The sequence below is a fragment of the Burkholderia orbicola genome, from assembly GCF_900100915.1.
GTDB classification, from domain to species: Bacteria; Pseudomonadota; Gammaproteobacteria; order Burkholderiales; family Burkholderiaceae; genus Burkholderia; species Burkholderia orbicola.
Genome location: NZ_FNKW01000001.1, coordinates 2,658,646 through 2,681,834, shown reverse-complemented (window position 1 = coordinate 2,681,834; position 23,189 = coordinate 2,658,646). Strand labels below are relative to the sequence as shown.

31 protein-coding genes and 1 tRNA gene are annotated in these 23,189 nt (G+C 64.4%); 11 read left to right on the top strand and 21 right to left on the bottom strand.

All coding sequences use genetic code 11. From position 1 onward, the window contains the following. Nucleotides 1-220 precede the first annotated feature (220 nt). Nucleotides 221-1,273, top strand: a complete 1,053-nt coding sequence (locus BLS50_RS12835) for a phytanoyl-CoA dioxygenase family protein (protein WP_069232968.1) — start codon at nucleotides 221-223, stop codon at nucleotides 1,271-1,273. Nucleotides 1,274-1,468: 195 nt separating this feature from the next. Here the strand turns inward: BLS50_RS12835 and BLS50_RS12830 are convergent, their stop codons facing one another. The 11 genes from BLS50_RS12830 to BLS50_RS12780 form a co-directional block, all read right to left on the bottom strand. After that, complete coding sequence (locus BLS50_RS12830) at nucleotides 1,469-2,467, bottom strand: glycoside hydrolase family protein (protein ID WP_143028337.1); 999 nt, start codon at nucleotides 2,465-2,467, stop codon at nucleotides 1,469-1,471. A 98-nt stretch (nucleotides 2,468-2,565) separates the two neighbouring features. Further along, complete coding sequence (locus tag BLS50_RS12825; RefSeq protein WP_074802363.1) at nucleotides 2,566-2,775, bottom strand: DUF4224 domain-containing protein; 210 nt, start codon at nucleotides 2,773-2,775, stop codon at nucleotides 2,566-2,568. Nucleotides 2,776-2,806: 31 nt separating this feature from the next. Next, nucleotides 2,807-3,136 carry a nucleotidyltransferase family protein gene (locus tag BLS50_RS12820; protein ID WP_074802362.1) on the bottom strand — a complete coding sequence of 110 codons (330 nt, stop codon included), beginning with the start codon at nucleotides 3,134-3,136 and terminating at the stop codon, nucleotides 2,807-2,809. A gap of 123 nt (nucleotides 3,137-3,259) precedes the next feature. Continuing rightward, nucleotides 3,260-3,550 (bottom strand): hypothetical protein, encoded by a 291-nt coding sequence (locus BLS50_RS12815; protein ID WP_124622147.1) that lies wholly within the window; start codon nucleotides 3,548-3,550, stop codon nucleotides 3,260-3,262. Nucleotides 3,551-3,988: 438 nt separating this feature from the next. Then, nucleotides 3,989-4,171 (bottom strand): hypothetical protein, encoded by a 183-nt coding sequence (locus tag BLS50_RS12810; RefSeq protein ID WP_124622149.1) that lies wholly within the window; start codon nucleotides 4,169-4,171, stop codon nucleotides 3,989-3,991. Nucleotides 4,172-4,216: 45 nt separating this feature from the next. After that, nucleotides 4,217-4,522: an addiction module antidote protein gene (locus BLS50_RS12805; protein WP_069232973.1), complete on the bottom strand. Its 306-nt coding sequence runs from the start codon at nucleotides 4,520-4,522 to the stop codon at nucleotides 4,217-4,219. Further along, nucleotides 4,519-4,824 carry a type II toxin-antitoxin system RelE/ParE family toxin gene (locus BLS50_RS12800; RefSeq protein ID WP_069233379.1) on the bottom strand — a complete coding sequence of 102 codons (306 nt, stop codon included), beginning with the start codon at nucleotides 4,822-4,824 and terminating at the stop codon, nucleotides 4,519-4,521. Before BLS50_RS12800 ends, BLS50_RS12805 begins: the two co-directional genes overlap by 4 nt. A 495-nt stretch (nucleotides 4,825-5,319) precedes the next feature. Continuing rightward, a complete protein-coding gene (locus BLS50_RS12795; protein WP_412668057.1) occupies nucleotides 5,320-6,039 on the bottom strand; it encodes an O-methyltransferase in 720 nt (239 codons plus the stop codon). A gap of 100 nt (nucleotides 6,040-6,139) precedes the next feature. Beyond that, the gene (locus tag BLS50_RS12790) at nucleotides 6,140-6,436 is read right to left on the bottom strand and encodes a 4Fe-4S binding protein (protein ID WP_074802361.1); all 297 of its coding nucleotides are present in this window, start codon (nucleotides 6,434-6,436) and stop codon (nucleotides 6,140-6,142) included. Between the two features lie 2 nt (nucleotides 6,437-6,438). Beyond that, nucleotides 6,439-6,747, bottom strand: a complete 309-nt coding sequence (locus BLS50_RS12785) for a hypothetical protein (RefSeq protein WP_074802360.1) — start codon at nucleotides 6,745-6,747, stop codon at nucleotides 6,439-6,441. A gap of 12 nt (nucleotides 6,748-6,759) precedes the next feature. After that, entirely contained in the window at nucleotides 6,760-7,341 is a 582-nt protein-coding gene (locus BLS50_RS12780; RefSeq protein WP_074802359.1) for an RNA polymerase sigma factor, read from the bottom strand. Here BLS50_RS12780 and BLS50_RS35915 point away from each other — a divergent pair. From BLS50_RS35915 to BLS50_RS12770, 3 genes are all read left to right on the top strand, one after another. Beyond that, the gene (locus BLS50_RS35915; protein WP_176934197.1) at nucleotides 7,340-7,483 is read left to right on the top strand and encodes a hypothetical protein; all 144 of its coding nucleotides are present in this window, start codon (nucleotides 7,340-7,342) and stop codon (nucleotides 7,481-7,483) included. The two genes, BLS50_RS12780 and BLS50_RS35915, sit on opposite strands and share 2 nt — an antisense overlap. 32 nt (nucleotides 7,484-7,515) lie before the next feature. Further along, nucleotides 7,516-7,592 (top strand) — tRNA-Met (locus BLS50_RS12775). A 218-nt stretch (nucleotides 7,593-7,810) separates the two neighbouring features. Further along, nucleotides 7,811-8,143 (top strand): hypothetical protein, encoded by a 333-nt coding sequence (locus BLS50_RS12770; protein WP_074802358.1) that lies wholly within the window; start codon nucleotides 7,811-7,813, stop codon nucleotides 8,141-8,143. Nucleotides 8,144-8,193: 50 nt separating this feature from the next. On the opposite strand, the gene BLS50_RS12765 is transcribed toward BLS50_RS12770, so the two are convergent. Further along, nucleotides 8,194-8,934: an SDR family NAD(P)-dependent oxidoreductase gene (locus BLS50_RS12765; RefSeq protein WP_074802357.1), complete on the bottom strand. Its 741-nt coding sequence runs from the start codon at nucleotides 8,932-8,934 to the stop codon at nucleotides 8,194-8,196. Between the two features lie 115 nt (nucleotides 8,935-9,049). On the opposite strand from BLS50_RS12765, the gene BLS50_RS12760 reads away from it, so the two are divergent. Next, nucleotides 9,050-9,673: a TetR/AcrR family transcriptional regulator gene (locus BLS50_RS12760; RefSeq protein ID WP_074802356.1), complete on the top strand. Its 624-nt coding sequence runs from the start codon at nucleotides 9,050-9,052 to the stop codon at nucleotides 9,671-9,673. 26 nt (nucleotides 9,674-9,699) lie between these two features. Here BLS50_RS12760 and eco read toward each other — a convergent pair whose 3' ends face one another. Beyond that, nucleotides 9,700-10,200 carry a serine protease inhibitor ecotin gene (gene eco, locus BLS50_RS12755; RefSeq protein WP_074802355.1) on the bottom strand — a complete coding sequence of 167 codons (501 nt, stop codon included), beginning with the start codon at nucleotides 10,198-10,200 and terminating at the stop codon, nucleotides 9,700-9,702. A 143-nt stretch (nucleotides 10,201-10,343) separates the two neighbouring features. Here eco and BLS50_RS12750 point away from each other — a divergent pair, with 143 nt between their 5' ends. Next, entirely contained in the window at nucleotides 10,344-10,670 is a 327-nt protein-coding gene (locus tag BLS50_RS12750; RefSeq protein ID WP_074802354.1) for a hypothetical protein, read from the top strand. 197 nt (nucleotides 10,671-10,867) lie between these two features. On the opposite strand, the gene BLS50_RS12745 is transcribed toward BLS50_RS12750, so the two are convergent. Further along, nucleotides 10,868-11,230, bottom strand: a complete 363-nt coding sequence (locus tag BLS50_RS12745) for a hypothetical protein (RefSeq protein ID WP_012328977.1) — start codon at nucleotides 11,228-11,230, stop codon at nucleotides 10,868-10,870. A gap of 156 nt (nucleotides 11,231-11,386) precedes the next feature. Here BLS50_RS12745 and BLS50_RS12740 point away from each other — a divergent pair, with 156 nt between their 5' ends. Together BLS50_RS12740 and BLS50_RS12735 are read left to right on the top strand one after the other, a co-directional pair. After that, entirely contained in the window at nucleotides 11,387-11,767 is a 381-nt protein-coding gene (locus BLS50_RS12740; protein ID WP_012328978.1) for a DUF5594 family protein, read from the top strand. A gap of 184 nt (nucleotides 11,768-11,951) precedes the next feature. Next, entirely contained in the window at nucleotides 11,952-13,319 is a 1,368-nt protein-coding gene (locus tag BLS50_RS12735) for an MFS transporter (RefSeq protein ID WP_074802353.1), read from the top strand. 34 nt (nucleotides 13,320-13,353) lie between these two features. Here BLS50_RS12735 and BLS50_RS12730 read toward each other — a convergent pair whose 3' ends face one another. The 3 genes from BLS50_RS12730 to BLS50_RS12720 all read right to left on the bottom strand — a co-directional run bounded on the left by BLS50_RS12730 (nucleotide 13,354) and on the right by BLS50_RS12720 (nucleotide 15,709). Continuing rightward, on the bottom strand, nucleotides 13,354-13,947 hold the full coding sequence (locus tag BLS50_RS12730; RefSeq protein ID WP_069233381.1) for an AAA family ATPase: 594 nt from the start codon (nucleotides 13,945-13,947) through the stop codon (nucleotides 13,354-13,356). After that, nucleotides 13,940-15,361: an alpha,alpha-trehalose-phosphate synthase (UDP-forming) gene (gene otsA, locus BLS50_RS12725; RefSeq protein ID WP_074802352.1), complete on the bottom strand. Its 1,422-nt coding sequence runs from the start codon at nucleotides 15,359-15,361 to the stop codon at nucleotides 13,940-13,942. Before otsA ends, BLS50_RS12730 begins: the two co-directional genes overlap by 8 nt. Nucleotides 15,362-15,499: 138 nt before the next feature. Continuing rightward, a complete protein-coding gene (locus tag BLS50_RS12720) occupies nucleotides 15,500-15,709 on the bottom strand; it encodes a hypothetical protein (RefSeq protein WP_041489234.1) in 210 nt (69 codons plus the stop codon). 306 nt (nucleotides 15,710-16,015) lie between these two features. Between BLS50_RS12720 and BLS50_RS12715 the strand changes: the two genes are divergently transcribed. After that, nucleotides 16,016-16,567: a hypothetical protein gene (locus tag BLS50_RS12715; protein WP_074802351.1), complete on the top strand. Its 552-nt coding sequence runs from the start codon at nucleotides 16,016-16,018 to the stop codon at nucleotides 16,565-16,567. Next, nucleotides 16,564-17,058 carry a hypothetical protein gene (locus BLS50_RS12710; RefSeq protein ID WP_074802350.1) on the top strand — a complete coding sequence of 165 codons (495 nt, stop codon included), beginning with the start codon at nucleotides 16,564-16,566 and terminating at the stop codon, nucleotides 17,056-17,058. The genes BLS50_RS12715 and BLS50_RS12710 overlap by 4 nt, the downstream gene beginning before the upstream one ends. 82 nt (nucleotides 17,059-17,140) lie before the next feature. On the opposite strand, the gene BLS50_RS12705 is transcribed toward BLS50_RS12710, so the two are convergent. Then, nucleotides 17,141-18,478, bottom strand: coding sequence for an ABC transporter ATP-binding protein (locus BLS50_RS12705; RefSeq protein WP_006755837.1), 1,338 nt, complete (start codon nucleotides 18,476-18,478; stop codon nucleotides 17,141-17,143). A gap of 22 nt (nucleotides 18,479-18,500) precedes the next feature. Further along, a complete protein-coding gene (locus tag BLS50_RS12700) occupies nucleotides 18,501-20,258 on the bottom strand; it encodes an ABC transporter permease (protein WP_011545925.1) in 1,758 nt (585 codons plus the stop codon). 503 nt (nucleotides 20,259-20,761) lie between these two features. On the opposite strand from BLS50_RS12700, the gene BLS50_RS12695 reads away from it, so the two are divergent. After that, nucleotides 20,762-21,028, top strand: coding sequence for a double-stranded DNA-specific endonuclease (locus BLS50_RS12695; protein WP_011545926.1), 267 nt, complete (start codon nucleotides 20,762-20,764; stop codon nucleotides 21,026-21,028). 42 nt (nucleotides 21,029-21,070) lie between these two features. On the opposite strand, the gene BLS50_RS12690 is transcribed toward BLS50_RS12695, so the two are convergent. Both BLS50_RS12690 and BLS50_RS12685 read right to left on the bottom strand, forming a co-directional pair. Beyond that, nucleotides 21,071-22,387 (bottom strand): ATP-binding protein, encoded by a 1,317-nt coding sequence (locus BLS50_RS12690; protein WP_027813840.1) that lies wholly within the window; start codon nucleotides 22,385-22,387, stop codon nucleotides 21,071-21,073. After that, entirely contained in the window at nucleotides 22,371-23,096 is a 726-nt protein-coding gene (locus BLS50_RS12685) for a response regulator (RefSeq protein WP_006493394.1), read from the bottom strand. Before BLS50_RS12685 ends, BLS50_RS12690 begins: the two co-directional genes overlap by 17 nt. Nucleotides 23,097-23,189 lie beyond the last annotated feature (93 nt).

The following is a 23,189-nucleotide window of genomic DNA, read 5'->3' as shown; positions in this document are numbered from 1 at the left end:
GAGCCGGAGCATTGCCCGCGCGGCTTCGACGTTCGACGTCGTCAGCTACTCCCCCCCGGTCGTCCGGCCGCAGGATCACCGCCTACCGTTTTCCCCGCTTGGCCGATGCATGTAACGCCCGAAGGCCTGGTCGCAGCACTAGGTGTTACCCCCTATACAACAAGAACCTTTCCGTAAAGTTACACTTCCATTACCCAAAAAAACTAGACTGGAGACCAACATGTCACAAATATTCGAAAATCCGTTGCCGGGTGTCCCTTCTGTCGAGTCGCCGTTTTTCACACAAATATTCGAAGCTGAAGGAGTCGACCCAGAAATTCGGAGAATCGCCCATGATTTGCATCACAACGGTTTCGCGATCATTGATTTCCCGGACACCGAGTTTGACCAGCTCGCTGAACGTATCAAGGACGATTTGCGCGATCAATACAAATGGGACTACTGGTTTGATGATGGTTACAACATCGGGGACGGCCTTCGGATTCAGGATGCGTGGAAGTTCAACGACGACGTGAAGCGGATCGCGACCAACTCGCATATCCTCCATCTGCTGAAGAAACTCTTCGGGCGGCACGCATGGCCGTTCCAAACGCTCAATTTCCCCGTCGGAACGCAGCAGCACATGCATACGGATGCAGTGCACTTTAGTTCTGCTCCCGAGCGCTTCATGTGCGGCGTCTGGACGGCCTTCGAAGATATCGGCGAGGACGCAGGACCGTTGCTCTACTACCCTGGCAGCCACAAGTGGCCGATCTTCACGAACGAGCACATTGGCATTTGCGCGACTCATCTCGAACGCAAGCCGACGCAGTCGGTCTACGAATCGATGTGGCGGGCCCTCGTCGACGCTCACGGGATACAGCCGCAGACATTCCGCGCCAAAAAAGGCCAAGCCCTGATCTGGCTTGCCAATCTATTGCACGGTGGGACTAAGCAGCTCGACAAGACAAAAACTCGCTGGTCGCAGGTGACTCACTACTATTTCGAAGACTGTGCCTACTACACACCGATGTGGTCCGATCCGTTCTATGGAAATATCGCATTCCGCGAGCTGCCGAACATCGTAACGGGCGAGATCACGAGAAACGCATACCTCGGGAAGCAAATCCCGATCGAACGAGTGGGATCAGCACATGTGACCCGAGGGTTACCCGCCGATTTCGATGCAGAACTCTACTTCGCGGCTAATCCAGACGTACGCGCTGCCGGCGTCGGTGCCGAGGAGCACTACCTTGCACACGGTTGGAGAGAAATGCGGAGTCTCAGACCATGAGCACACGCAGTCCGGGACACACTGAAGTTTGAAACGTTGCGCGCGTAAGCCGCGAAGTGTGTTCCGGTGCGTCTGGCGTGTCTCGCTCAATCGCCGCTCTACAGCGAATTCTCACTGGCCAGTACACGCGATTGCGCCCATTACTCCGTCTGCTGCGCGAGGAGATGCGGCGCGCGGGCATGCGGTGATCGTCGCTCAGTTACCGGTCGTTTGCCACCACCACATGTCCGTTTGGTCAATAACCAATCCGGCGCCGAAAAATACCTCGATCATCGGCAGCCAGGTTGAGTTGTTGCCAAATTCATTCCGCAGAAAACCTGCCCCGCCATTGTACTTGTAGCTTGCCGGGGTAGGCTTATAGGTTCCATTCGCACCAAGTGACGCGAAGTGTTGCCAGGTGCCATTACTCAAACTGGTCCACGGCATCTGATAAACGTCCATTGTCGCCTCATCGTTTATACGATTTGTGACCATATAGACATTTCCGCCATTGTAGTCAAACGCGAAATCGGCTTCGGTGATGAAATTCCCTATCACACCAGACTCTGAGACCTGGAACTTGTATTGCAGGTGCACCCCATCGGTGGAGTAGTACAGGTGGTAGTGCTGAGGCGACGAGTCGAGCTTCTGCAGGACGAACAGCCACACCGCGGATTTCCCATCCGCGCTTATTGCTGACTGCTCGCCAATTCCATACTCCGCCGATGAAGTTCTCAATATAGGGGATGGCCACTTCCGCCAATTAATCCCATCATTTGAGTACGCAACTCCGACGCCGTTGTCAATTCCTCCATTGGTTGAATTATCAGTCCCCGTGTAGTACATCAAGTAGGAGTAATGCACCCCACTGCCATCCGGATAGACAAAATCGCCCATGATCACCGATGGGTCGCATACAAATGCGGAGTCCCATGAGCCACTCACGCCTTCCACGAGGACCTGCGTCGTATCCGTAATGATCTGCTGCGTATTTGCGTTGATGGAGCGGTAAAGAATGACATCGCTAGACGCTCCTCCGGCGCACCACCACATCTTCTGCGTCCCGTCCGCGAGCATGATCACGCTCGGAACATAGTTGTATCGATTGCTTGGTCCCTTCTGAATCAGCAGCCCCGACTGATCCGCGTGTACGTATATGCCGAATGTCGATAGCAGGAGGAACATCAACCATATCGCGAGGTTTCTTTTCGTCATGATCGGTCCTTGCCGCGGTAGCTAGTATTGAGCTGAGGACGAGGATGAAGAGTTGTCCAGCGTCATGCACCGGCGCCATCATCGCGTGGCCCAACCTATCAAAGCGGCTTCTTCCAGTTGGGTTCTGTGCGTCTTTGCGCCGCTGGCTGAAGCACGTTGTTGATCTGCTCCCACGTGATCATCGGCGTTCCGTCGATGCGCCGGGGCGCTTTGATGCCGAGGGTGCGCTCGATCCAGCGAATTTGGGCAGCGCCCTGCTTGAGGCCGCCGGTGAGCTCGATCAGTTCTTCTTTCGTGAGAATTCCCATTGCCGTCGATCCCGTGACGTTCGTCAACGCGTCAAGCTACCTCCGCGCGCACATAGATAAGGACGCTGGATCGCTCGATCGCAGCCTTGATAATCGGCGTCTCTTCTTCGTCGAAGAATTCCAGATCAATTTCGAAGGGTGCCAGTGCCGAAATCTCGGCATGCCATGGCTTCGTGTCGAACATCCACGTCGCCAGAGCATTGCCATTTACGCCATCGATCTCGACAGCGACATCAAGATCGCTGTCCTCGCGAAAATCATCGCGTGCGCGGCTACCAAAAATGAACACTCTCCGGATGATCGGCTTCGTTGCCGCCCATCTCGCGATTGCTGTTGCAGCGGTCTTTACGTCGCTTTCCATTGCCTCAACTCTCGAATTCAGGACGGTTCGCAAACTGTATCAGTTTGGCGCCGGTTCGGCCGCCATCTCCTCGGCCGGGTAAAGCTGTAGCATCGCACGCACCGACCTCGACGTTACGTGCACTCAGAAGTCGGTAATGTCGTATGCAACTCGGGGTTCACCCCTCCCGCTTCCGAACTGCTTTGTCTGCCACTCGAGCACCCGTGCGGCCTCGTCCAACTCATTTCGAAATCGAATCCACGGTCTGCCATAGCTACCCCCGCATATCATGTTCGATGCCGGGACCGGACATCTGTCGATTTCAACTAGGGCCTCTCGAACTAGGCGCTTGACCTTGATGAAATACTCGATCGCCTCCATGGTCGGAATAGACGACAGTGAGATTGCCTCAAGTTCGCTCAGAATTTCGAGCATTCCCTGTTTCTGCCAAACCCTCATCTCGGAGGTTTCATCGAAGTCTTCCCGAGAACGCGTACCCCCTATCCCTTCAGCTCGATTTTTTGAACTTCTTGCAAGGAGTGAAGCCAGCCGTAGCACTCGCCAAGCGGCAGCGCGCTCATCTCGTCGGCGACGCCTCTGCTCAAGAGAATGCTGACAAAAGACCACACCAAACGCGCCCACGATCGCCGCGGTCGACGCAGCAGCCTGCGAAAAAGACAACCAGTCCCCGAGGTGCCAACTCATGTGTTGGTTTCCTATCCGATCAGATGAATTGGGAAATTTTGCAGCGTGGCGATCGTAGCACCGATCAAAGCCGGCTCGTATAGATCAGGACAACGCCAAGCGCGTCTGTCACGGCCACAAAATGAAAAGCCCCGCTCGGGGCGGGGCTTCATCTCGGCCAAGTCACACTCACTGCAGTTTGTCGCCGCTGTCGAGCTTCGACTTATCCAAGGTGAACGACTTGCCGCTATGAGGCTTGTGCTTCTTCGCCTTGGCACCAGCCTTCGCAGGTGCGACGGCTGGCGCCGAAGCCTGAGCGAATGTGGCAGTGACCAACATCGATGCAACGAGAGCAACAGCGAGTTTCTTCACGTCATTCTCCAAACGCAGATTCGTTGATTGTGATTGCCAGAACAATTACTTCTTTTTGCCGGGTACCGCAGCAAACTTGACGCCGAGAGCATGCATCAGTTTGTTTACTGTCTCGAATTTCGGGTTGGCTCCCGGTCTGAGAGCCTTGTACAGGCTCTCTCGGCCCAATCCAGCATCGGCTGCTACCTTAGCCATGCCTCTGGCTTTCGCGACGTCAGCGAGAGCTAGAAGAAGAACATCTTGGTCGTCTGCTTCAATCGCTGCACTGATATAGCTCGCGATCGTGTCTTCGTCGTCAAGGTATTCCGATGCATCAAAGGGCGTCACTTTGATCGCTTCGGTTGTTGTCATGGCTGCTCCTTCCTCAATTGCTCCCAGATCGCCTTTGCGTGCTTGATATCCTTTTCCTGAGAGGATTTATCACCCCCGCAAATGAGCAAGTACACTACCTTGCCTTCGCGGCCGAAATAGACGCGGTAACCAGGTCCTACATCGATCCGCATCTCCCAAACACCATCACCCAAGTCCTTCTGGTCGCCAAAATTTCCGCCGCGAGCGCGGGTGATTCGACCGAGGATGGCACCCTTTCCGACCTTGTCCTTCAGATCGTGGAGCCAATCATGGAACTCGTCTGTTTGGTTGATCGTGTTCATGAACCAACTGTATCCGTACGGATACATTGTAGCAAATAGGATTCTTCAATCGGCGCGGTGGCACTTTAGTACCAGGTAAGTCTATTCGGGGACAGCTATGTATCGCCCGGCTCCACAGCCCAAGTAGTCGCCCCACAACTGCATCCTCTTCCGGCGCTCGGGCAGTACTCCGCCTGGTTGTACGTAGCCCGGACGCCGTCACGGCTCGCTGTGCGCCAGTTGTCGCTCGATCCAGTCCCGGTTGGTTGAAATTGTGCTCGCTCAGGATAGTCGAGGCGAGACCGCAGAAACGGTCCGCCATTATTCGTGAGGGGTAGCCTCTCCGGCGAGCCTTGGGAACCGCACCTGTAGAATTCACGACTACGATTTTTTAGGGGTGTTTTTGGGGGTATAAATTTGGAAAACTCGCCTACAATGCCCCGCTGTCATTGACGCATGAATTCTGTCGGGGACCAGTCAAGCTCCCAACCATCCTAAGATTCAGAGAACTCCCTCTCAAACAACAACCGTAAACTCAACCCCCGACTCAAAATCCAGCGTCGTAGTCGAAAACCGCGGCTCCTCGTCGAGGTATTGCTTGTACGGTCGAACGGCGTCCTCGGCCGTGTACATGTTGTCAGCCAGCACGACCGATCCCGGCCGCAGCAAGTGCTCGATCTGCTTGAACAGCTTCAGATAGGCGTCGGCCCCTATGTCGATAAACACCATGTCGACAGGCCCGTCCAGTTCAGCAACCGTCTCGAATACATCGCCCTCCCGCAAGTCGACATAGGCATCCAGACCCGCAGCTTCAACATGAGCCCGCAAACGCGCGCACTTGCGCGCATCGCATTCGGTCGCGATGACCACACCACGGCCCAGCGTGCGCAACGCGTCGGCGAAATACAAAGTCGACACGCCGCACGAACTGCCGAGTTCAAGGATTCTGGTCGGGCGTTGCGCGAGCACCATATTGCGCAAAAATCTTCCCGTTTCCGCCGACACGGCCAACGATAAAGCACTGCCTGCCGACAACTCGAAATCTTCGGTGAACAAGCCGAACGTTTCGAGAAACCGCCCTCGCAACCTCGGGGCGAGTGCTTCGTATTCGTCGACGAGCGTCGGAAACGCCTCGTTCGGCCCTTGAAATTGCGCGCGTGCGCGGGCGATGATTTCGCGCTGGCTCTCTTCATGAAGCCGTTGCAAAAGAGCGTGGGTGGTAGAAACCAAGTGCATTCCTTGACGAGATTGATCACGTAGAGGGCGTATCCAGCGACCGCTATCCGCCATCAGACCTGCGGCGCCGCCGTTCCATCATCAGCAAGCACGAGCGACGCTATGCCCTTCGTGCAAGCGTAATCGCGCGTTCAGGGCACGCCGTCACGCAAAGCCCGCATGACCGGCAGGCTTGCTCATTCGGCGTGTACGCGACTTTCATTCCATGCACGCGCAGCTTCAAGCGATGCATCAAACCAAGATCGAGATAATCGCCCTGATCGATGCGCCGGACCTCGAACACGTTTTCAGGGCAAACGGTGACGCAATCGCCCTTGCCTTCGCAACGTTTCAGATCGACGACAGGCGCAATCACGCCCGCCTTCTGCTTGCACTCAGCCGCTGATTTCTCACGCATGTTCACTCCCCCGTGGCCCGCTTGCTGCGCGATCGCCATGCGGCCCGAAACTGCTCGCGCTCTTCAGGCGTCATGGCTTCCCACTTGCGCCAGTGACGTCGGCCGTGCCAGCCGCGGTGTCCGCGGAATCCGCCGAACAGGATGCGGCTCAACACGAGCAGGCCCAGCGCATGGGCGAAGTCGATCGTCCGGGCACCGACGAATAACCCCGGAATCACCCAGTTCCACAGCATCATGACGACCCATCCGAGCACACCGATGGCGACCACCACGAGCAGCGCTTTGCCCGCACATCTGATTCGAAAATTCATCCGTCGACTCCTCTAGTTATCCAGTTCGTCATAAATGGGTTGCAGTCGAGCACGCAGATGCAGGACCGCGTAGCGTTTGCGCGCGAGCAGCGTATTGAGCGTGACGCCGCTCTGCGCGGCCATCTCCTTGAACGACAGCCCTTCCAGTTCGTGCGCGATGAAAATCTCGCGCTGATTCGCCGGCAATTCGTCCAGCGCATCCTGCAACGCCTTGAGCAACAGCGTGCGAGCGTAGAGCGCTTCAGGGCCGGCATCGTGCGCAGGTAGCGCGAGATCCAGGCGATACTCGCTGTCCGCTTCGTCCTCGGCACCGAGCAGATCGGTCAGCGGCTGCTCCTTCTTCTTGCGAAAACGATCGATGATGCGGTTGCGCGCGGTACGGAACAGCCATGCGCTCGCCTGTTCGATTGGCGCAGGAAGCCGATAGGCCTGTACGAATTCGTGAAGTACATCCTGCAGAACGTCCTCGGCATCGTCCGGGTCGCGGATCCGGCGCCGAATGAAGTTCCCTAGCCTCGTTCGTTCACGCATCACTGTCGCAGTGATGTCGCGGTCTGGGTCGGTCATCGTTTGCGAAGTGGGTGGCGGTTCCATGCGTCTGAAGACGTTTCAGGCGCGCGAATATTGTGGCGAGTGTGAAAAATTTGCGGCGGTACGCATCGGCTTCACTGCGCTGCAGTCGTTTCAAGGAACAGGCCCGATATGGCATCAACCCGTCGTCGCAGGAATCGATTGACTCCCCGCATCAACCCGAAGTACACTTCGCGCCGCGGGGTGGAGCAGTCTGGCAGCTCGTCGGGCTCATAACCCGAAGGTCGTAGGTTCAAATCCTACCCCCGCAACCAAATGCCGAAGCCCGCTTTGCGAAAGCAAGCGGGCTTTTTGCTGTTCGGCGGTCCGGGGATGTTGCTTGCCTGTGCAGCACAACACACGAAGAGGTGTGCAATCGGGCGTTCACCACGACGTGCGACACGTAACCACACCTCGTCCATTCGCCGCAGACATGCAGCGAACATTGCGTAGAATTCCGAACCTTCTTCGGTTCAGCACACGGACTTCTCGAATGATTCGAACGATCGCGGCACTCGCCGCGCTTTCAACGATGACCGCCACGGCAAATGCCGCCGACGCCGGCACGGCCTCTGCGAAACAGCGCTACGTCAGCCCGGGCATCGCCAACGTCACTGCGTCGGCCGCACCACGCCCGGAAAGCACCTCCTCCGACGCCCGCTGCCGGGAACTGGCCGCCGGCATCGACGCGGTCACGCACTTGCCCGACCGCGGCCAGAAGGTCGTGCGCGGGATGGGCCCGGACGGCAAGCCGCGCAACGAACTACGCGCCTACGACAAACGGGCCGACCTGGAAGCCGAGCACCAGCGCCTCGGCTGCCAATAACGAACAACGAACGCACCGCCACCCGGCCAACTCACGCCGGGCATCGGCGTTTACGCGTTCGCCCCGCCATCGATCGTCAACCCGGTCCCGTTGATCGACCGCCCTTCCGGCCCGACGACGAACGCCACGAGCGCCGCCACGTCGTCGGCCTTGCCGTACCGTTGAATCGCCATCCGCGAACGTTGCGCATCGGCATGCTCGCCATCGGCCGGGTTCATGTCGGTATCGGTCGACCCCGGATGCACGATGTTGACCGTGATGCCGCGCGCGCCGAGGTCGCGCGCGAGCCCTTGCGTCCAGCCGATCAACGCAGCCTTGCTCGCCGCATAGAGGCTCATCCCCGCATCGGGCACGCGCGTCGCGAGGCAACTGCCGGCCGACACGATGCGCCCGCCCTCCCCGAGGTGTCGCGCCGCCGCCTGCGACGCGACGATCACCGCACGCACGTTCACGTTCAGCGTCGCGTCGATATCGTCGAGCGTGAGGTCGTCCAGCGCGCCGGCCCGGAAAATCCCCGCGTTGTTGACGAGGATGTCGAGGCCGCCGAGCACTTCCGCGGCACGGTCGACCGCGTTGCGCACGGCAACCGGATCGGCGCTGTCGGCCTGGATCGCAACGGCTCTGCGGCCCAGCGCTTCGATGCCGGCAACCACTGCCTCCGCCCGCTCGGCCGATTTTTCATACGTGATCGCGACGTCCGCGCCATCGGCCGCCAGCCGTTTCGCGATCGCCGCGCCGATGCCGCGGCTGCCGCCCGTGATGAGTGCACGCTTGCCCTGAAGTCGATTCATGTCGGTTCCTTTCCTCATTTATGTAACGACCAACACAGAATGTGACAAGTTGCGCCGCACAGTCAATTGATTTATTTTATCGATCGATACAGATATCGACGAAGGGACGGACGCAATGGCTGAACGAGGCCGACCGAGAAGCTTCGACAAGGAAGCGGCGCTGGATCGCGCGATGGAGGTGTTCTGGCGTCTCGGCTACGAAGGGGCGTCGATGACGGACCTGACGGCCGCGATGGGCATCGCATCGCCGAGCCTGTATGCGGCCTTCGGCAGCAAGGAAGCGTTGTTCCGGCAAGCGCTCGAGCATTACCGCGCAACCGAGGGACAGGAAATCTGGGGGGGGGTCGAACGGGCGGCGAGCGCGTACGACGCCGTGCAGAACTACCTGATGGATACCGCGCGCGTGTTCACGCGGCGCTCGAAGCCGGCCGGCTGCCTGATCGTGCTGTCGGCGCTGCATCCGGCCGAACGTTCGGACATGGTCCGGCAAACGCTGATCGGGATGCGCGAGGGCACGGTCGACGCGTTGCGGGAACGCCTCGCGCAAGGCGTCGCGACCGGCGAAATATCCGCGCACGCGAATCTCGATGCGATCGCCCGCTACTACGTGACGGTTCAGCAGGGCATGTCGATCCAGGCGCGCGACGGCGCGAGCCGCCGCGATCTGGAGGCCATCGCGCAAGCCGCGCTGGCTGCCTGGCCGGCGCTCGTCGGTACGGGCAGCGCGGCCGGTGTGTAGCGGCAGGACGCCGCTGAAAGGAAAGGTTACTGCTTCGCAGCCTGCTGCACGTCCTTCGACGCGTGCCAGACGCGATAACGCACGTCGAAGCCGTCCGGTACATAGACGACGAGCGGCAGGCGGCTGTTGTAGCGCAGCAGTTGACCGTCGCCGCGCACCTGCACGAACCGCTGCTGCGGCGCCTGGCCCGGGCACGCCATCAGCGTCGATGCCGGCCCCTTCACGTCGGTGAGCCGGTAATACGTGTAGCCCCAGCCCTTCACGTCCTCGGCGGTCAGCTCGCCGCCGAACCACTGCTGGTTGCAGTCGGTCTGCAGCGTCTTGCCGATCATCAGCTCGACGCGCGCATCGCCCTCGTTCTCGAGCGCGGGCAGCGCGATCACGACGCGCTGCTGGCCGGCCGCGGCCTGCGGGAACATCTTGATCGACTCGGCCGGCACGGCGGGTGCGGAGGCCGGCGCGGCCACGCATGCGGCGGCGGTCGTCACGCAGAGGGCGGCCAGCGCGGCCCGGATCGCGAATGTCATCGATGTACTCCTGAAAAACAAATGAGCCCCGGATGCTAACACTTTCGTCGCAAGACCTTACGAGGCTGTAATTTGGCGACACAATTGCAAACAGCCGGCAATCCCCGGGCGCGGTACTTATAGCGCAACCAACGGAGAACATCATGCTGAAGCTCATTGCTGCCGCCGGCGTCGCCACCCTGCTGGCCGGTTGCGTCGTCGCCCCGGACGCCGGATACGGCTACGGCCAGCCCTACTATTCCGATCCCGGCTACGCGTACGCCCCGTCTCCCGTGTACGGTACGGTCAACATCTGGGGCGGTGGCGACGGACGCGACTGGGATCGCGGCCGGCGCGACTACCATCACTGGGACGGCGATCGCGGCAACCGCGGCAACGGCTGGTGGCGCGGCGGCGGACGCCGCGGCGACTGGAACGAAGGCGGCGGCGGCGGACACGGTCGCGGCGACGGCGGCGGCCATCGCCACTGACGCGCAATTGCAACCGTTTGTATCCGCGCACGGCTAGCTGATGGCCTGCGGCACGCCCCGCAGGCGAACGAACGGCCACACAAAAGACAAAGGCCCTCGCATCGAGCGAGGGCCTTTCGTCGTTCGGCCCGGCGAAGCAAACGTCGACCGCTGCTGGCCGAGCGGCCCGGAATCCGCTCGCGCCACGCGTGCTTGAATTACCAGCCGGCCGGCCGCGCGTACCCGCCCTGCACCGGCGCCCCGCACACATACGCACGCTGGTAGCGGTCGTAGCAATAGTTCGGGCCGTCGTCCTGGTACTGCGCCTGCTGATAGGTCGGGTAGGCCGGCTGCTGGTACGCAGGCGCCTGGTAGTACGTCGGCGGCTGATAGGCCGGCGCCTGGTACACGGGTGCCTGATACGCGACGGGCGGATTCATCGCCGACGTCACGATCGCGCCCAGCACCGCGCCGCCGATCAATGCGCCGATCACGGCGCCGCCGTCGCGGCCATGCGCGGACGCCGGGCCCGCGACCGCGAGCGAACCGGCAAGGACACACACTGCGGCAATCTTTTTCATGATGGACTCCCACGCGAAGTGGTACTGGATGGGATGCATTGTGGCGGTGCGCGGCCGTAATAGATGCAGCAAGTGGTAACGCGCGATTACCGGTATCGCTCGCGCCGAAACGCGTCGTCGCCGTGCTACGATTTTCGGCACACAGGAGACGCCTTCATGCAGCCCGAAACCGCCCGCCGTTTCGATACCGAATTCGCACCGCGCATCGCGCAGGCGATCGCCGCGTTCTTCGCGGAACACGTGCAGACCGACGTCGTCCCCTATGGCGGGCACGGACACCCGACGCGCGTCCAGATCCGCAGCGCGCCGCACGAGCACGTGAGCGGCTTCGTGCATCCGCTGAATCTCGAGCTGACGTGGGACACCGACGAGATCGAGCGGCTGATGGAACCGGACGGCCCGGAGCGCTTCGAGCACTATCTCGCCGCGCTGCCGAGAAAGCTCGGCGCATGGCAAAGCGCGCGCGACATCGATCTCGCGTCGCGCACGCAGGCCGAGCCGCTCGTGCGGCTCGGCGGTCTCGACTTCGAAGGCTGAATGCGCGCGCCAGCCGGCCACTGCGCGGCTTGGCGGCGCGCGATGCGGCCCGGTGATACACTCGACCGGCCCCGCGCCGGTGCAGCCGCGCCGGCCGGGGGCCGTTCATCGCCGCCACCCTTGCACATGGTTGCGCACGCAACCTGCAACCGGGCGCGCGGACAACCCAGCTCTCGCTCCCGTCATGAACGCCGATACCGGCCTGCCGCTTCCGCAACGCTACTGGGCGATCGTCTGCGTCGCCCTGGGCATCACGCTCGCCGTGCTCGACGGCGCGATCGCCAACGTCGCCTTGCCGACCATCGCACGCGACCTGCACGCGTCCGACGCCGCGTCGATCTGGATCGTCAACGCGTACCAGCTCGCGGTCACGATCACGCTGCTGCCGCTCGCGTCGCTCGGCGAACGCATCGGTTATCGCCGCATCTACATCGCCGGGCTCGCGCTGTTCACCGCGGCGTCGCTCGGCTGCGCGCTCGCCGGCTCGCTGCCGATGCTGGCCGTGATGCGCGTGATCCAGGGGTTCGGCGCGGCCGGCATCATGAGCGTCAACGCGGCGCTCGTGCGGATGATCTACCCGTCGTCGTTGCTCGGGCGCGGGCTGTCGATCAACGCGATGGTGGTCGCGCTGTCGTCGGCGATCGGGCCGACGGTCGCGTCCGCGATCCTGTCGTTCGCGTCGTGGCCGTGGCTGTTCGCGGTCAACGTGCCGATCGGCATCGCGGCCGTGCTCGGCAGCCTGCGGGCGCTGCCGGCCAACCCGCTGCACGACGCGCCGTACGACTTCGCGAGCGCGCTGATGAACGCATGCGTGTTCGGCCTGCTGATCACGGCCGTCGACGGGCTCGGTCACGGCGAAGGTCATACATACGTCGCGGCCGAACTGGCCGTCGCGGTCGTGGTCGGCTACTTCTTCGTGAAGCGTCAGTTGTCGCAGCCGGCGCCGCTCCTGCCCGTCGACCTGATGCGCATCCCGATGTTCGCGCTGTCGGTCTACACGTCGACGGCGTCGTTCACGTCGCAGATGCTCGCGTTCGTCGCGCTGCCGTTCTGGCTGCAGAATTCGCTCGGTTTCTCGCAGGTCGAGACGGGCCTTTACATGACGCCTTGGCCGCTCGTGATCGTGTTCGCCGCGCCGCTCGCGGGCGTGCTGTCGGACCGCTATTCGGCCGGGATTCTCGGCGGGATCGGGCTCGCGCTGTTCGCCGCCGGGCTGCTGTCGCTCGCGACGATCGGTGCGCACCCGGGCACGGTCGACATCGTGTGGCGGATGGCGCTGTGCGGCGCGGGCTTCGGGCTGTTCCAGTCGCCGAACAACCGCGCGATGCTGTCGTCGGCGCCGCGCGAGCGCAGTGGCGGCGCCGGCGGCATGTTGAGCACCGCGCGCCTGACGGGCCAGACGCTCGGCGCGGCGCTCGTCGCGCTGATTTTCGGGCTCGCGCCCGACCGCGGGCCGACGATCGCGCTCTATGTCGCCACGGTGTTCGCCGCGGTGGCCGCGGTCGTCAGCCTGCTGCGCATCGCGTCGCCGCGGCCGGACTCGGCGGCCTGACACCCGCCGCCGTGCGCCGCACCCGCGGCGGGTATCAGGCCGCGTCGAGCGTGTCCATCACGAAGCGCACGCGCGCCTTCACGCTCACGCGCGGCAACTCGATCAGCCGATAGCCGTACGACGTATAGCAATCGACCATCGCGTCATGGGTCCGCACCGCTTCCGCGAAATCCTGCCGGCGCTCGGCGTCCTGCGCATAGATGTCGGGCCACGGCGGCGCGATGAACACGCGCCGGTGATAGCGGAAACGCCGCGCCGCGGCTTCCGCGTGCGCGGGTACCGCCAATCCGGTCAACTGCAGATAGCCGATCACGTCCGGCACGCCGCGGTCGAAGAACACCGGCCCGCGGGCTTGCCGCGCGAGATGGTAGGACCGCATCTCCCAGCCCAGCATCAGTTCGGCGAACGCAGCCGGGTCGCGCCACGGCAGCGCCGGACCGTCGATGGCCATCTGGTCGCGGATCACGCCGCGTCCGGCCTCCTGCGAACGTGCGTACCCGGCACGTTCGAGCGCATCGAGCAACGTGCTCTTGCCCGAACCCGGGCCGCCCGTCACGACGAAGAAACGGCCGGCGGTATCGTCGGCCGCTTCGTCGTCGCTACCGGCGCCCGGCACGGACTCACGCATGCGCGACGCGCCGGCCCGCACGCCGCGTGACCGACGCCGCCGCCGCGACGCTGCGCAGGTCGGCGACGAACGTATCGCGCCACACCGACAGGTCGTTCTCGCGCAGCCGCGCGAGATTCTGCTCGTGACGGGCCTGCCGCTCCGCGAGCGGCATCGACAGCGCGCGTTCCAGCGCCTCGGCCATCTGCGACAGGTCGTACGGATTGACGAGCAGCGCGCCGGTCAGCTCGGCCGCCGCGCCCGCGAACTCCGACAGCACCAGCACGCCCGGATCGGCCGGGTCCTGCGATGCGACGTATTCCTTCGCGACGAGGTTCATCCCGTCGCGCAGCGGCGTCACGTAGCCGACCTGCGACATCCGGAAGAACGCCATCAGCAGGTTGCGCTCGTACTTGCGGTTCAGGTACTGGATCGGCGTCCAGTCGAGCTGCGAGAAGCGGCCGTTGATGCGGCCGGCCTCGCCTTCGAGCGTTTCGCGGATCTGCTGATAGGTCTGCACGTCGGAACGCGTCGGCGGCGCAATCTGCAGCAGCGACACGCGGCCCTGCCAGCCCGGCGCATTCGCGAGCATCCGCTCGAACGACTGGAAGCGCTCGACGAGCCCCTTCGAGTAATCGAGGCGGTCGACGCTCATCACCAGCTTGCGGTCGCCCAGCGCCTCGCGCAGCATCTTCACCGGCTTGCGCGTGCCGTACTGGACGGCCGCCTGCGCGATCGCGTCGGGATGCACGCCGATCGGATAGGCCGCGACCTTCACGACGCGGCCATGCGCGTGCAGCATCCCGTCCTCGCTCGCCGCGCCGATGCCGCGCCGCTCGATGTAGTCGGTGAACGCCTGTTTGTCGGCCTCGGTCTGGAAGCCTGCGACGTCGTACGCGCACATGAACTTCACGAGTTCTTCGTGCGGCGGCACGAGGCGCAGCATGTCGGGCGACGGAAACGGAATGTGCAGGAAGAAGCCGATCGGGTTCTTCACGCCGAGCTCGCGCAGGTAGTGCGCGAACGGCAGCAGATGATAGTCGTGCACCCAGATCAGGTCGTCCGGACGCAGCAGCGCGGCGAGCTGCTTCGCGAGCATCGCGTTCACGCGCAGATAACCGGCGTACTCCTGCCGATCGAAGCGCGCGAGATCGCCGCGGTAATGGAACACCGGCCACAGCGTCGCGTTCGAGAAGCCGCGGTAGTACTGGTCGTAGTCGCGCCGGGTCAACCCGAGCGTCGCGTACGTCACGTTGCCGTCCCGCTGGATCGCGGGCTCGGCATCCGGCGCCCCGACGATCTCGCCGTTCCAGCCGAACCAGACGCCGCCCGTTTCCTTCAGCGCGTCCATCACGCCGACGGCCAGGCCGCCCGCGCTCGGGCGCGTGTCCTCGCCGGCGGCGACACGATTCGATACCACGATCAATCTGCTCATGCGACTTCCCCTCCTCGATTCGATTGGCTGGCGCGCGACGCACGCCAAAGCAGGCGCGGCGGCCCGAGGGCGGCCGCGCGGCGATTCAGTTCCGAGAATTGCAATGAAATACGGCGATGGAATGCGGCGACGACCGTATCAAGCGTCCTGCTCCTGACCGAGGTCGCGTTGATAGTCGAGCCCTTCCGGGCGAGCACCGCCCTGGTTGTGATCGCCGTCCGACGGCGTCTCGTCCGGCGCGCCCGCGGGCGGTGCCGATGGCGCGTCGGTCCGCGGACGCGAGCGGTCTTCCGGATGGCCGGCCGCCGCGTCAGGCGGCCGGTGTGACAACCGTTTCGAACGGCGCATGGCTGGGTGTCTCATATGCGGCGCGGCTCGAGGCCGTCGTAGAAACATTCCATAGCTAAACAGTCTAGGTCGCCCGATCGCATCCGAAGGTAACAATTACCTTCAATTTGTAACGTTTCGACCCTTCGCCAATCATCTATCCGACAATGACGCCGCCCGCGCGCACGCGGCCTGCCGCGCGCACGCGGCCTGCCGCGCGGCGATTTGTCAAAGCTTTGCAGTTTTCCTATGACAATTGCGAAACAATGACGCGGCATCAGGGCGTGCATGCGTCGCCGCTCACCCAGACAGGACTTGCACTCAGGGATGAACATTCGTTTCGAATCGCCGCGCCGGGCCACGCCGGCGCGCATCGTGCTGGCCGTGATCGCCACGGCCGCACTGCTGTCCGGCTGCAATTCGTTGTACAGCGAAGGCGCGACAGCCGGCGCCGGTATCGCGGGCGCCGCGATCGCCTCCAAGGTCACCAACAACGCCGCCGTCGCGACGGGCATCGGCCTCGGCGCCGTCGCCGGCGCGCGGGCTGGCGTCCAGTATTCGCAACGCGTCGCGCACCGCTACACGCAGGAGCAGATCGCGAAGGCGGCCGGCCCGCTCGACGTCGGCGGCGTCGCGCCGTGGTCGACGCACCATTCGTTCCCGATCGAGGACGACGAGCAGGGCCGCGTGACGGTCAGCCGGATGATCAGCGTCGGTCCGCTCGACTGCAAGGAAATCGTGTTCGCGGTCGACACGCCGGCGAAGGCCGACAAGGCCGCGCAATCGGCGTTCTACGTCGCCACCCTCTGCCGCGACGGGCCCGTGTGGAAATGGGCCTCGGCCGAACCGGCGACCGAACGCTGGGGCGCGCTGCAATGAGCGTGGCGATCCGTATCGCGGCGATCGGCGCGCTGTGCGCGGCGACGGCCACGCTGTCGGGCTGCGGCTCGGTCGGCGCGGCGAGCGGCGCGCTGGCCGGCGCGGCGACGGGCCTCGTCACCGCGAACCCGGCGGTCGGTGTCGGCGTCGGGATTGCCGTCCAGGCCGCGACCGACGAAGCCGTCAACCGTACGATGAAGCAGCTCCATCAGAACCAGCAGGACGCGATCGCGAAGACGGCCGGCAGCCTCGCCGTCGGCGAAGTGAAGCCGTGGAAGGTGAAGAACACGCTGCCGCTGGAAAACGGCGAAGGCGAAGTGCGCGTCACGCGTGCGTACGCGTCGGCGCTCGCGCTGTGCAAGGAATTCGCGTTCTCGGTGAAGGACGGCGACAAGGCCGACTGGTACTTCGCGAATGCGTGCCAGCAAGGCACGCACTGGAAGTGGGCGTCCGCGGAACCGGCCGTCGATCGGTGGGGGAATTTGCAGTAACGGTGCGAGGCGCCGCGCATCATGCGTGGCGCCCGTGGCGTTCTGCGAGGCGTGGTTGGTTATACCAAGCGCCTCGCCAGCATCAGGACTCGACGTCCTCGAGGCTGAAGATTTCGGTCTGGTCGTTGTACGAGAAGATCTCGCCGTACCGCCCCCAGTCGATCACCGCGTCGAGCGTTTCCTCGGCCGCGCCGTCCGACAGGAAATCCTCGAGCTCCTGCTCGAAGCGCACGCGCGGCGCGCGATGACCCGGACGCTCGTTCAGCACCTTCTTGATCCGCGCCGCGAGCGGCACGTGCTTCAGCAGGTGATCGGCGAACATCAGCTTGCGCTCCTGCGTGCCGAATTCCGCGAACACGCGCCCCGGCGGCGTCAGGAACACGTCGCCTTCGCGCACGTCCGCGAAGCCGAGGTACTGCAGCACTTCCGCGATCGGGAACAGGTCGTCGACCTCGAGGTGCAGCGTCCGCGCGATTTCCGGCATGTCCGCGCGGCCGTGGTACGGCGCCATCGCGAGCGTCTCGATCAGGCCGGCCATCAGGTTGGTCGACACCTGCGGCAGCCAGCTGCCGAGTTCGAGCCCCTTCTTCGTCGCCTCGCCGGTCTGGCGCGCGGTCATCTTCGCGTAGATGTCGTCGACGAGCTTGCGGAACGCCGGATCGAGACGATTGCGCGGATGCTTGAACGGCACCTTGATCTCGGCGATCACGCGGCCCGGGTTCGACGACAGCACGAGAATCCGGTCGCACATGAACACCGCTTCCTCGATGTTGTGCGTGACGATCAGCACCGACTTGATCGGCATGCGTCCTTGCGTCCACAGGTCCAGCAAATCGGTACGCAGCGTTTCCGCCGTCAGCACGTCGAGCGCGGAAAACGGCTCGTCCATCAGCAGAATGGTCGGATCGACAACGAGCGCGCGAGCAAAACCCACGCGCTGGCGCATCCCGCCCGACAGCTCGCGCGGGTACGCGTTCTCGAAGCCGTCGAGACCGATCAGGTCGATCGCGGCGAGCGCACGCTCGCGCCGCTCGCGCGCGCCGACGCCGAGCGCTTCCAGCCCGGCTTCCACGTTCTGCAGCACGGTGAGCCACGGGAACAGCGCGAAGGTCTGGAACACCATCGCGACGCCTTCGGCCGGGCCGCGCAGCGGCTTGCCGAGGTAGGTCACCTCGCCGCCGGTCGGCTCGATCAGGCCGGCAATGATGCGCAACAGCGTCGATTTGCCCGAGCCCGAGCGGCCGAGCAGCCCGACGATCTCGCCTTCGCGCAGCGACAGGTTCGCGTCGTCGAGCACGAGCAGCTCGCCCTGCGTCTTGTTGAAGCCGCGGCAGACGTGATCGACGCGCAGGATTTCTTCACCGAGGCGCGGCGGCTGGGACGTCTGGACGGGGGCGTTTACAGCATTCGGATTGTGCATCGCGTTTCGCTCTCAATCGGTCTCAGTCGAGCCGCAGCTTCGCTTCGGCGAAGGCATACAGCGGCCGCCACAGCAGGCGGTTGAACAGGGTGACGAACAGGGACATCACGGCGATGCCCAGGATGATCTTCGGAAAATCGCCGGCGGCGGTGGTCTGCGCGATGTAGGCGCCGAGGCCGTGCGCCTCGATTCGGGTGCTGCCCCACTGCACGGCTTCCGACACGATGCTCGCGTTCCACGCGCCGCCCGATGCGGTGATCGCGCCCGTCACGTAGTACGGGAAGATGCCGGGCAGGATCGCCTGGCGCCACCACTGCCAGCCGCGGATGCGGAAGTTGGTCGCCGCTTCGCGATAGTCGTTCGGGTAGGACGTCGCGCCGGCGATCACGTTGAACAGGATATACCACTGCGTGCCGAGCACGATCAGCGGCGACAGCCAGATATCCGCGTTCAGGTGGAAGCGCGCGATCACGATCACGAATACCGGAAACAGCAGGTTCGCCGGGAACGCGGCGAGGAACTGCGCGAGCGGCTGCAGCTTCTCGGCCAGCTTCGGGCGCAGCCCGACCCACACGCCGATCGGCACCCAGATCACCGACGCGATCGAGATCAGCACGACCACGCGCAGCAGCGTGATGAGCCCGAGCACGAGCACGTGGCCGACCTCGGCCATCGTCACGCCGGTCGCGACGAAGCTGACGACGCGCCACACGATATAGGCCGTGCCGATCAGCACGAGCCCGGCCCACGCGATGTCGACCGTACGCGACGCCTTCTTCTCGACCTTCGGCAGCGTGAAACGCATCGCGCCCGACAACGGCAGGCGCAGCGGAATCCGCGCGGCCTTCGCGAAGAACCAGCCGGCCGGCACGAGCAACTGATGGATCAGCCGCGTGCGGCGCACGAGGTCGAGCAGCCACGATTGCGGCGCATCGCCCGACGCGGTGTTCTCCATCCGGAACTTGTCGGCCCACGCGATGAGCGGGCGGAACAGGAGCTGGTCATACGCGAGGATCACGACCGTCATCGTCAGGATCACCCAGCCGATCGCGCCGAAGTTCTTGTCGGAGATCGCCTGCGCGAGATACGCGCCGATGCCCGGCAGCGTGATCGTCTGGTTGCCGACGGTGATCGCCTCCGACGCGACGACGAAGAACCAGCCGCCCGACATCGACATCATCATGTTCCAGATCAGGCCCGGCATCGAGAACGGCACTTCGAGCTTCCAGAAGCGCTGCCAGGACGTCAGGTGGAAGCCGCGCGACACTTCGTCCAGGTCGCGCGGCACCGTGCGCAGCGACTGGTAGAAGCTGAACGTCATGTTCCACGCCTGGCTGGTGAAGATCGCGAAGATCGCGGCCAGCTCGGCGCCCAGCACGCGGCTCGGGAACAGCGCGAGGAAGAACGTGACCGTAAACGAGATGAAGCCGAGCACCGGCACCGACTGCAGGATGTCGAGGATCGGGATCAGCACCATGCCCGCGCGGCGGCTCTTGGCCGCGAGCGTGCCGTAGACGAGCGTGAACGCCAGCGACGCGACCATCGCGGCGAGCATCCGCAGCGTGGTGCGCAGCGCGTATTCGGGCAGGTTCGACGGATCGAGCGAGATCTTCTGCGTCTGCAGCACGCCGATCGGCGCCATCGTTTCGTGAAAGCCGACCACCGCCATCGCGATCAGGCAGATGATCAGCGGAAATGCGATGAAGTCCCACCGGTTCGGCAACACGCGCCACGCGGATGCGTTGGCGGTCCGGTTCGGATTGAAGAATCCGACGTTCATCAGGCGCCCTCCCCGGTAAGGCCGAACGAAGCCGGCAGTCGATGTTGATTCATGGCAAAGCGCACGGGCGCGGTAATTCGATTGACTGGCGATGTCGCGCACGCGCGGCGCGCCGTGCGCGCATGCGCTGCCGCGGCCGGGCGAGCCGGGCCGCGACGGCACGACACTACACCAACCTGTATTTCAGGTACAACCGTCCCGGGACGGCTAGGCAGCGCATGGATCGTGCCCGGCGCGTGGGCGGATGACGGGCGCGCGGTACGGAACGACCCGGCCGCGGTCGTGCGGCCGGCGCGCAGGCCCGAATTATGCCGTGATCCGGCCCGGCCGTGAACCCGCCCCCCGCACGCGGGCACAAACCGTGTCCGGCATCAGCAGCCGGATACGGCGAAGCAGGTATGATCGGGGCTAGCCCCCGGGTCCGTTTCGGCCGTGCCGCCGCAATGCGCGCGCGCCGTCCGTATACCGGCCCCGGGGATCGACCGACGAGCGGGAGGAAGGGAATGGCAGGAAACTTGGTGATCGTCTGTCGCGATCAGGATGCCGACGCGTTCTATGAACTCATGCAGGAGTACGGGTCGTTCCAGACGCGCCTGTCGTCCACGGCGTGGTACCTGAACATGAACGTCGTGCCGGAATCGTTGCAGGAGGAAATCCTGGAGCGCCTCGGCCGGTATACGACGGTCTATATCTTCGAGGCCACCACGGTGACCTACAACACGATCGACAGCAACGCGGCGGAGACGCTCGGCACGCTGTTCGGCGAATGATGCCGCGCGGCGCTTGCCCGCCCGGGCAGGCGCCGCGGCCGCTCATGCGGCCTGTGCGTGGGGTTCGTCCTTCGGCACGGCGTCGAACGGGAACGTCATCGATACCCGCAGGCCGCCCTCGGGGCGATTGCCGATGTCGCACGCGCCCCCCAGCCTGAGCACGAGCCGCTCGACGATCGCGAGCCCGAGCCCGCTGTGGCCGTTCCCGCCGCGCGCGGGATCGAGCCGCACGAACGGCCGCGTGGCGGCCGCGAGGTCGCGCGGCGCGATGCCGCCGCCGCTGTCGCTGACCGACAGCACGTAGCCGGCCGGCGTGCGCGCCGTCTCGACGAACACGGGCGGCGCACCGTACGCATGCGCGTTGTCCAGCAGGTTCGACAGGATCCGGTCGAGCGTCGCCGTCGGCAGCCGGAAGCCGGGATCGGCCTCCAGCCGCGTCTGGACCGTCGGCGCATTCGGCGCGACCGCACGATAGCTGCGCGCGATCCGCTCGCACGCCTGGTCGACCGACACCGGCTCGCTGCGGTCGGCCCCGCCGTGCGCAAACACCAGGAACTGGTCGACGATGTGCGACATCGAGTCGACGTCGCGCACGACGCCGTCGCGCAGCCGTGCGTCGTCCATCATTTCGGCCCGCAGGCGCATCCGCGCGAGCGGCGTGCGCAGGTCGTGCGCGACGCCGGCCAGCATCACCGCGCGATCGCTCTCGGCCTGCGACACCTGCTCCACCATCTGGTTGAAGCCGTGCGTGAGCTGGCGCAGCTCGCGCGGGCCGCGCTCGCGCAGCGGCGGCACCGGCTGCCCGCGACCGAAACGCGCGACCGCGCGCGCGAGCGAGCGCAGCGGCTGCTGCAACTGCCAGGCCGCGAACAGCGCGGCGATCACGCCGGCCGAGAAGATCGTGCCGAGCCACAGCAGCATCCGGTCGAGCGAGCGCGGCGGCCGCAGCGGCTGCACGGGCACCACGATCCAGTTGCGGTCGGTCGGCTCCTTCACCCACAGCACCGGCGGATGGCCGGGCGTGCCGATCTCCACCTGCGTGCCGGGCGGCATGCGCTCGCTCACGTCGTCGCGGAACCGCTTCAGCGGCGGCGGCAGGCCCGAATCGCCGCTCTTCGGCACATCGGCACTGTCGGGCGACACGAGCCGCACGCGCGATGGCAACGGCTGGTCGGGCGTACGCTCGATGTGCTGGCGCACCGCGTCGACGAGGAATGCGGCTTCCTCGACCGCATAACGCGTCTGCATCTGGTTGCGCTCGAGCCGCATCGCGAAGAACCACGCGAAGTGCGACAGGAGCAGGACACCGACGACGAGCAGCGCCAGCCGCCCGAACAGTGAATCAATGGGTTTGCGCATGGGCCTCGCCGTCGGGCACGAACACGTAGCCGCGCCCGCGGACCGTCTGGATGAAGCGCGGCGTCGACGGATCCGTTTCGAGGATGCGGCGCAGGCGCCACACCTGGACGTCGATGCCGCGGTCGGTGCCGTCGTACTCGGGTCCGTGCAGCAGCTCGAGCAGCCGCTCGCGCGTGAGCGTGCGCAGCGCGTGGTTCACGAAGATCTTCAGCAACGCGAATTCGCTACTCGACAGCGTGGCCGGCTTGCCGTCGACCGACAGCGTGCGCGCCTGGAAGTCGAGCAGGAAGCGGCCGAACGCGAACGGCTCGCGCTGCTCGGGCGCGGCCGCCGATGGCGTCGCGCGGCGGCGGCGCAGCACGGCCTGCACGCGCGCGAGCAGCTCGCGCGGATTGAACGGCTTGCCGAGGTAGTCGTCCGCGCCGAGCTCGAGCCCGACGATGCGGTCGACGTCGTCCGCCCGCGCGGTCAGCATGATCACGGGGATGTCGTCGCCGGCCGCGCGCAACTGGCGCAGCGCGGTCAGGCCGTCCACGCCCGGCATCATCAGGTCCAGCACGATCAGGTCGGGCCGCTCGCGCTCGAGGCGCTTCTCGAGCGTCGCCGCGTCGTGCAGCACGGACACTTCCATCCCCTGGCGCACGAGATAGTCGCGCAGCAGGTCTCGGAGTTCTTGGTCGTCGTCGACGATGAGGATCTGGGTAGTCATGGCTCGAAGTTTACCGCGCGAGGGCGGAGTCGAAGAACGAAACAAAGGGGCGAAAGGGTTACTGCGGGTTACCGCGCAAGGGAACTGTAATGC

Coding starts and splice junctions, on each gene's coding strand:
- BLS50_RS12835 (WP_069232968.1), top strand. CDS start 221: ATGTCACAAATATTCGAAAATCCGTTGCCGGGTGTCCCTTCTGTCGAG.
- BLS50_RS12830 (WP_143028337.1), bottom strand. CDS start 2,467: ATGACGAAAAGAAACCTCGCGATATGGTTGATGTTCCTCCTGCTATCG.
- BLS50_RS12825 (WP_074802363.1), bottom strand. CDS start 2,775: ATGGGAATTCTCACGAAAGAAGAACTGATCGAGCTCACCGGCGGCCTC.
- BLS50_RS12820 (WP_074802362.1), bottom strand. CDS start 3,136: ATGGAAAGCGACGTAAAGACCGCTGCAACAGCAATCGCGAGATGGGCG.
- BLS50_RS12815 (WP_124622147.1), bottom strand. CDS start 3,550: ATGCTCGAAATTCTGAGCGAACTTGAGGCAATCTCACTGTCGTCTATT.
- BLS50_RS12805 (WP_069232973.1), bottom strand. CDS start 4,522: ATGACAACAACCGAAGCGATCAAAGTGACGCCCTTTGATGCATCGGAA.
- BLS50_RS12800 (WP_069233379.1), bottom strand. CDS start 4,824: ATGAACACGATCAACCAAACAGACGAGTTCCATGATTGGCTCCACGAT.
- BLS50_RS12795 (WP_412668057.1), bottom strand. CDS start 6,039: ATGCACTTGGTTTCTACCACCCACGCTCTTTTGCAACGGCTTCATGAA.
- BLS50_RS12790 (WP_074802361.1), bottom strand. CDS start 6,436: ATGCGTGAGAAATCAGCGGCTGAGTGCAAGCAGAAGGCGGGCGTGATT.
- BLS50_RS12785 (WP_074802360.1), bottom strand. CDS start 6,747: ATGAATTTTCGAATCAGATGTGCGGGCAAAGCGCTGCTCGTGGTGGTC.
- BLS50_RS35915 (WP_176934197.1), top strand. CDS start 7,340: ATGCGTCTGAAGACGTTTCAGGCGCGCGAATATTGTGGCGAGTGTGAA.
- BLS50_RS12780 (WP_074802359.1), bottom strand. CDS start 7,341: ATGGAACCGCCACCCACTTCGCAAACGATGACCGACCCAGACCGCGAC.
- BLS50_RS12770 (WP_074802358.1), top strand. CDS start 7,811: ATGATTCGAACGATCGCGGCACTCGCCGCGCTTTCAACGATGACCGCC.
- BLS50_RS12765 (WP_074802357.1), bottom strand. CDS start 8,934: ATGAATCGACTTCAGGGCAAGCGTGCACTCATCACGGGCGGCAGCCGC.
- BLS50_RS12760 (WP_074802356.1), top strand. CDS start 9,050: ATGGCTGAACGAGGCCGACCGAGAAGCTTCGACAAGGAAGCGGCGCTG.
- eco (WP_074802355.1), bottom strand. CDS start 10,200: ATGACATTCGCGATCCGGGCCGCGCTGGCCGCCCTCTGCGTGACGACC.
- BLS50_RS12750 (WP_074802354.1), top strand. CDS start 10,344: ATGCTGAAGCTCATTGCTGCCGCCGGCGTCGCCACCCTGCTGGCCGGT.
- BLS50_RS12745 (WP_012328977.1), bottom strand. CDS start 11,230: ATGAAAAAGATTGCCGCAGTGTGTGTCCTTGCCGGTTCGCTCGCGGTC.
- BLS50_RS12740 (WP_012328978.1), top strand. CDS start 11,387: ATGCAGCCCGAAACCGCCCGCCGTTTCGATACCGAATTCGCACCGCGC.
- BLS50_RS12735 (WP_074802353.1), top strand. CDS start 11,952: ATGAACGCCGATACCGGCCTGCCGCTTCCGCAACGCTACTGGGCGATC.
- BLS50_RS12730 (WP_069233381.1), bottom strand. CDS start 13,947: ATGCGTGAGTCCGTGCCGGGCGCCGGTAGCGACGACGAAGCGGCCGAC.
- otsA (WP_074802352.1), bottom strand. CDS start 15,361: ATGAGCAGATTGATCGTGGTATCGAATCGTGTCGCCGCCGGCGAGGAC.
- BLS50_RS12720 (WP_041489234.1), bottom strand. CDS start 15,709: ATGCGCCGTTCGAAACGGTTGTCACACCGGCCGCCTGACGCGGCGGCC.
- BLS50_RS12715 (WP_074802351.1), top strand. CDS start 16,016: ATGAACATTCGTTTCGAATCGCCGCGCCGGGCCACGCCGGCGCGCATC.
- BLS50_RS12710 (WP_074802350.1), top strand. CDS start 16,564: ATGAGCGTGGCGATCCGTATCGCGGCGATCGGCGCGCTGTGCGCGGCG.
- BLS50_RS12705 (WP_006755837.1), bottom strand. CDS start 18,478: ATGCACAATCCGAATGCTGTAAACGCCCCCGTCCAGACGTCCCAGCCG.
- BLS50_RS12700 (WP_011545925.1), bottom strand. CDS start 20,258: ATGAACGTCGGATTCTTCAATCCGAACCGGACCGCCAACGCATCCGCG.
- BLS50_RS12695 (WP_011545926.1), top strand. CDS start 20,762: ATGGCAGGAAACTTGGTGATCGTCTGTCGCGATCAGGATGCCGACGCG.
- BLS50_RS12690 (WP_027813840.1), bottom strand. CDS start 22,387: ATGCGCAAACCCATTGATTCACTGTTCGGGCGGCTGGCGCTGCTCGTC.
- BLS50_RS12685 (WP_006493394.1), bottom strand. CDS start 23,096: ATGACTACCCAGATCCTCATCGTCGACGACGACCAAGAACTCCGAGAC.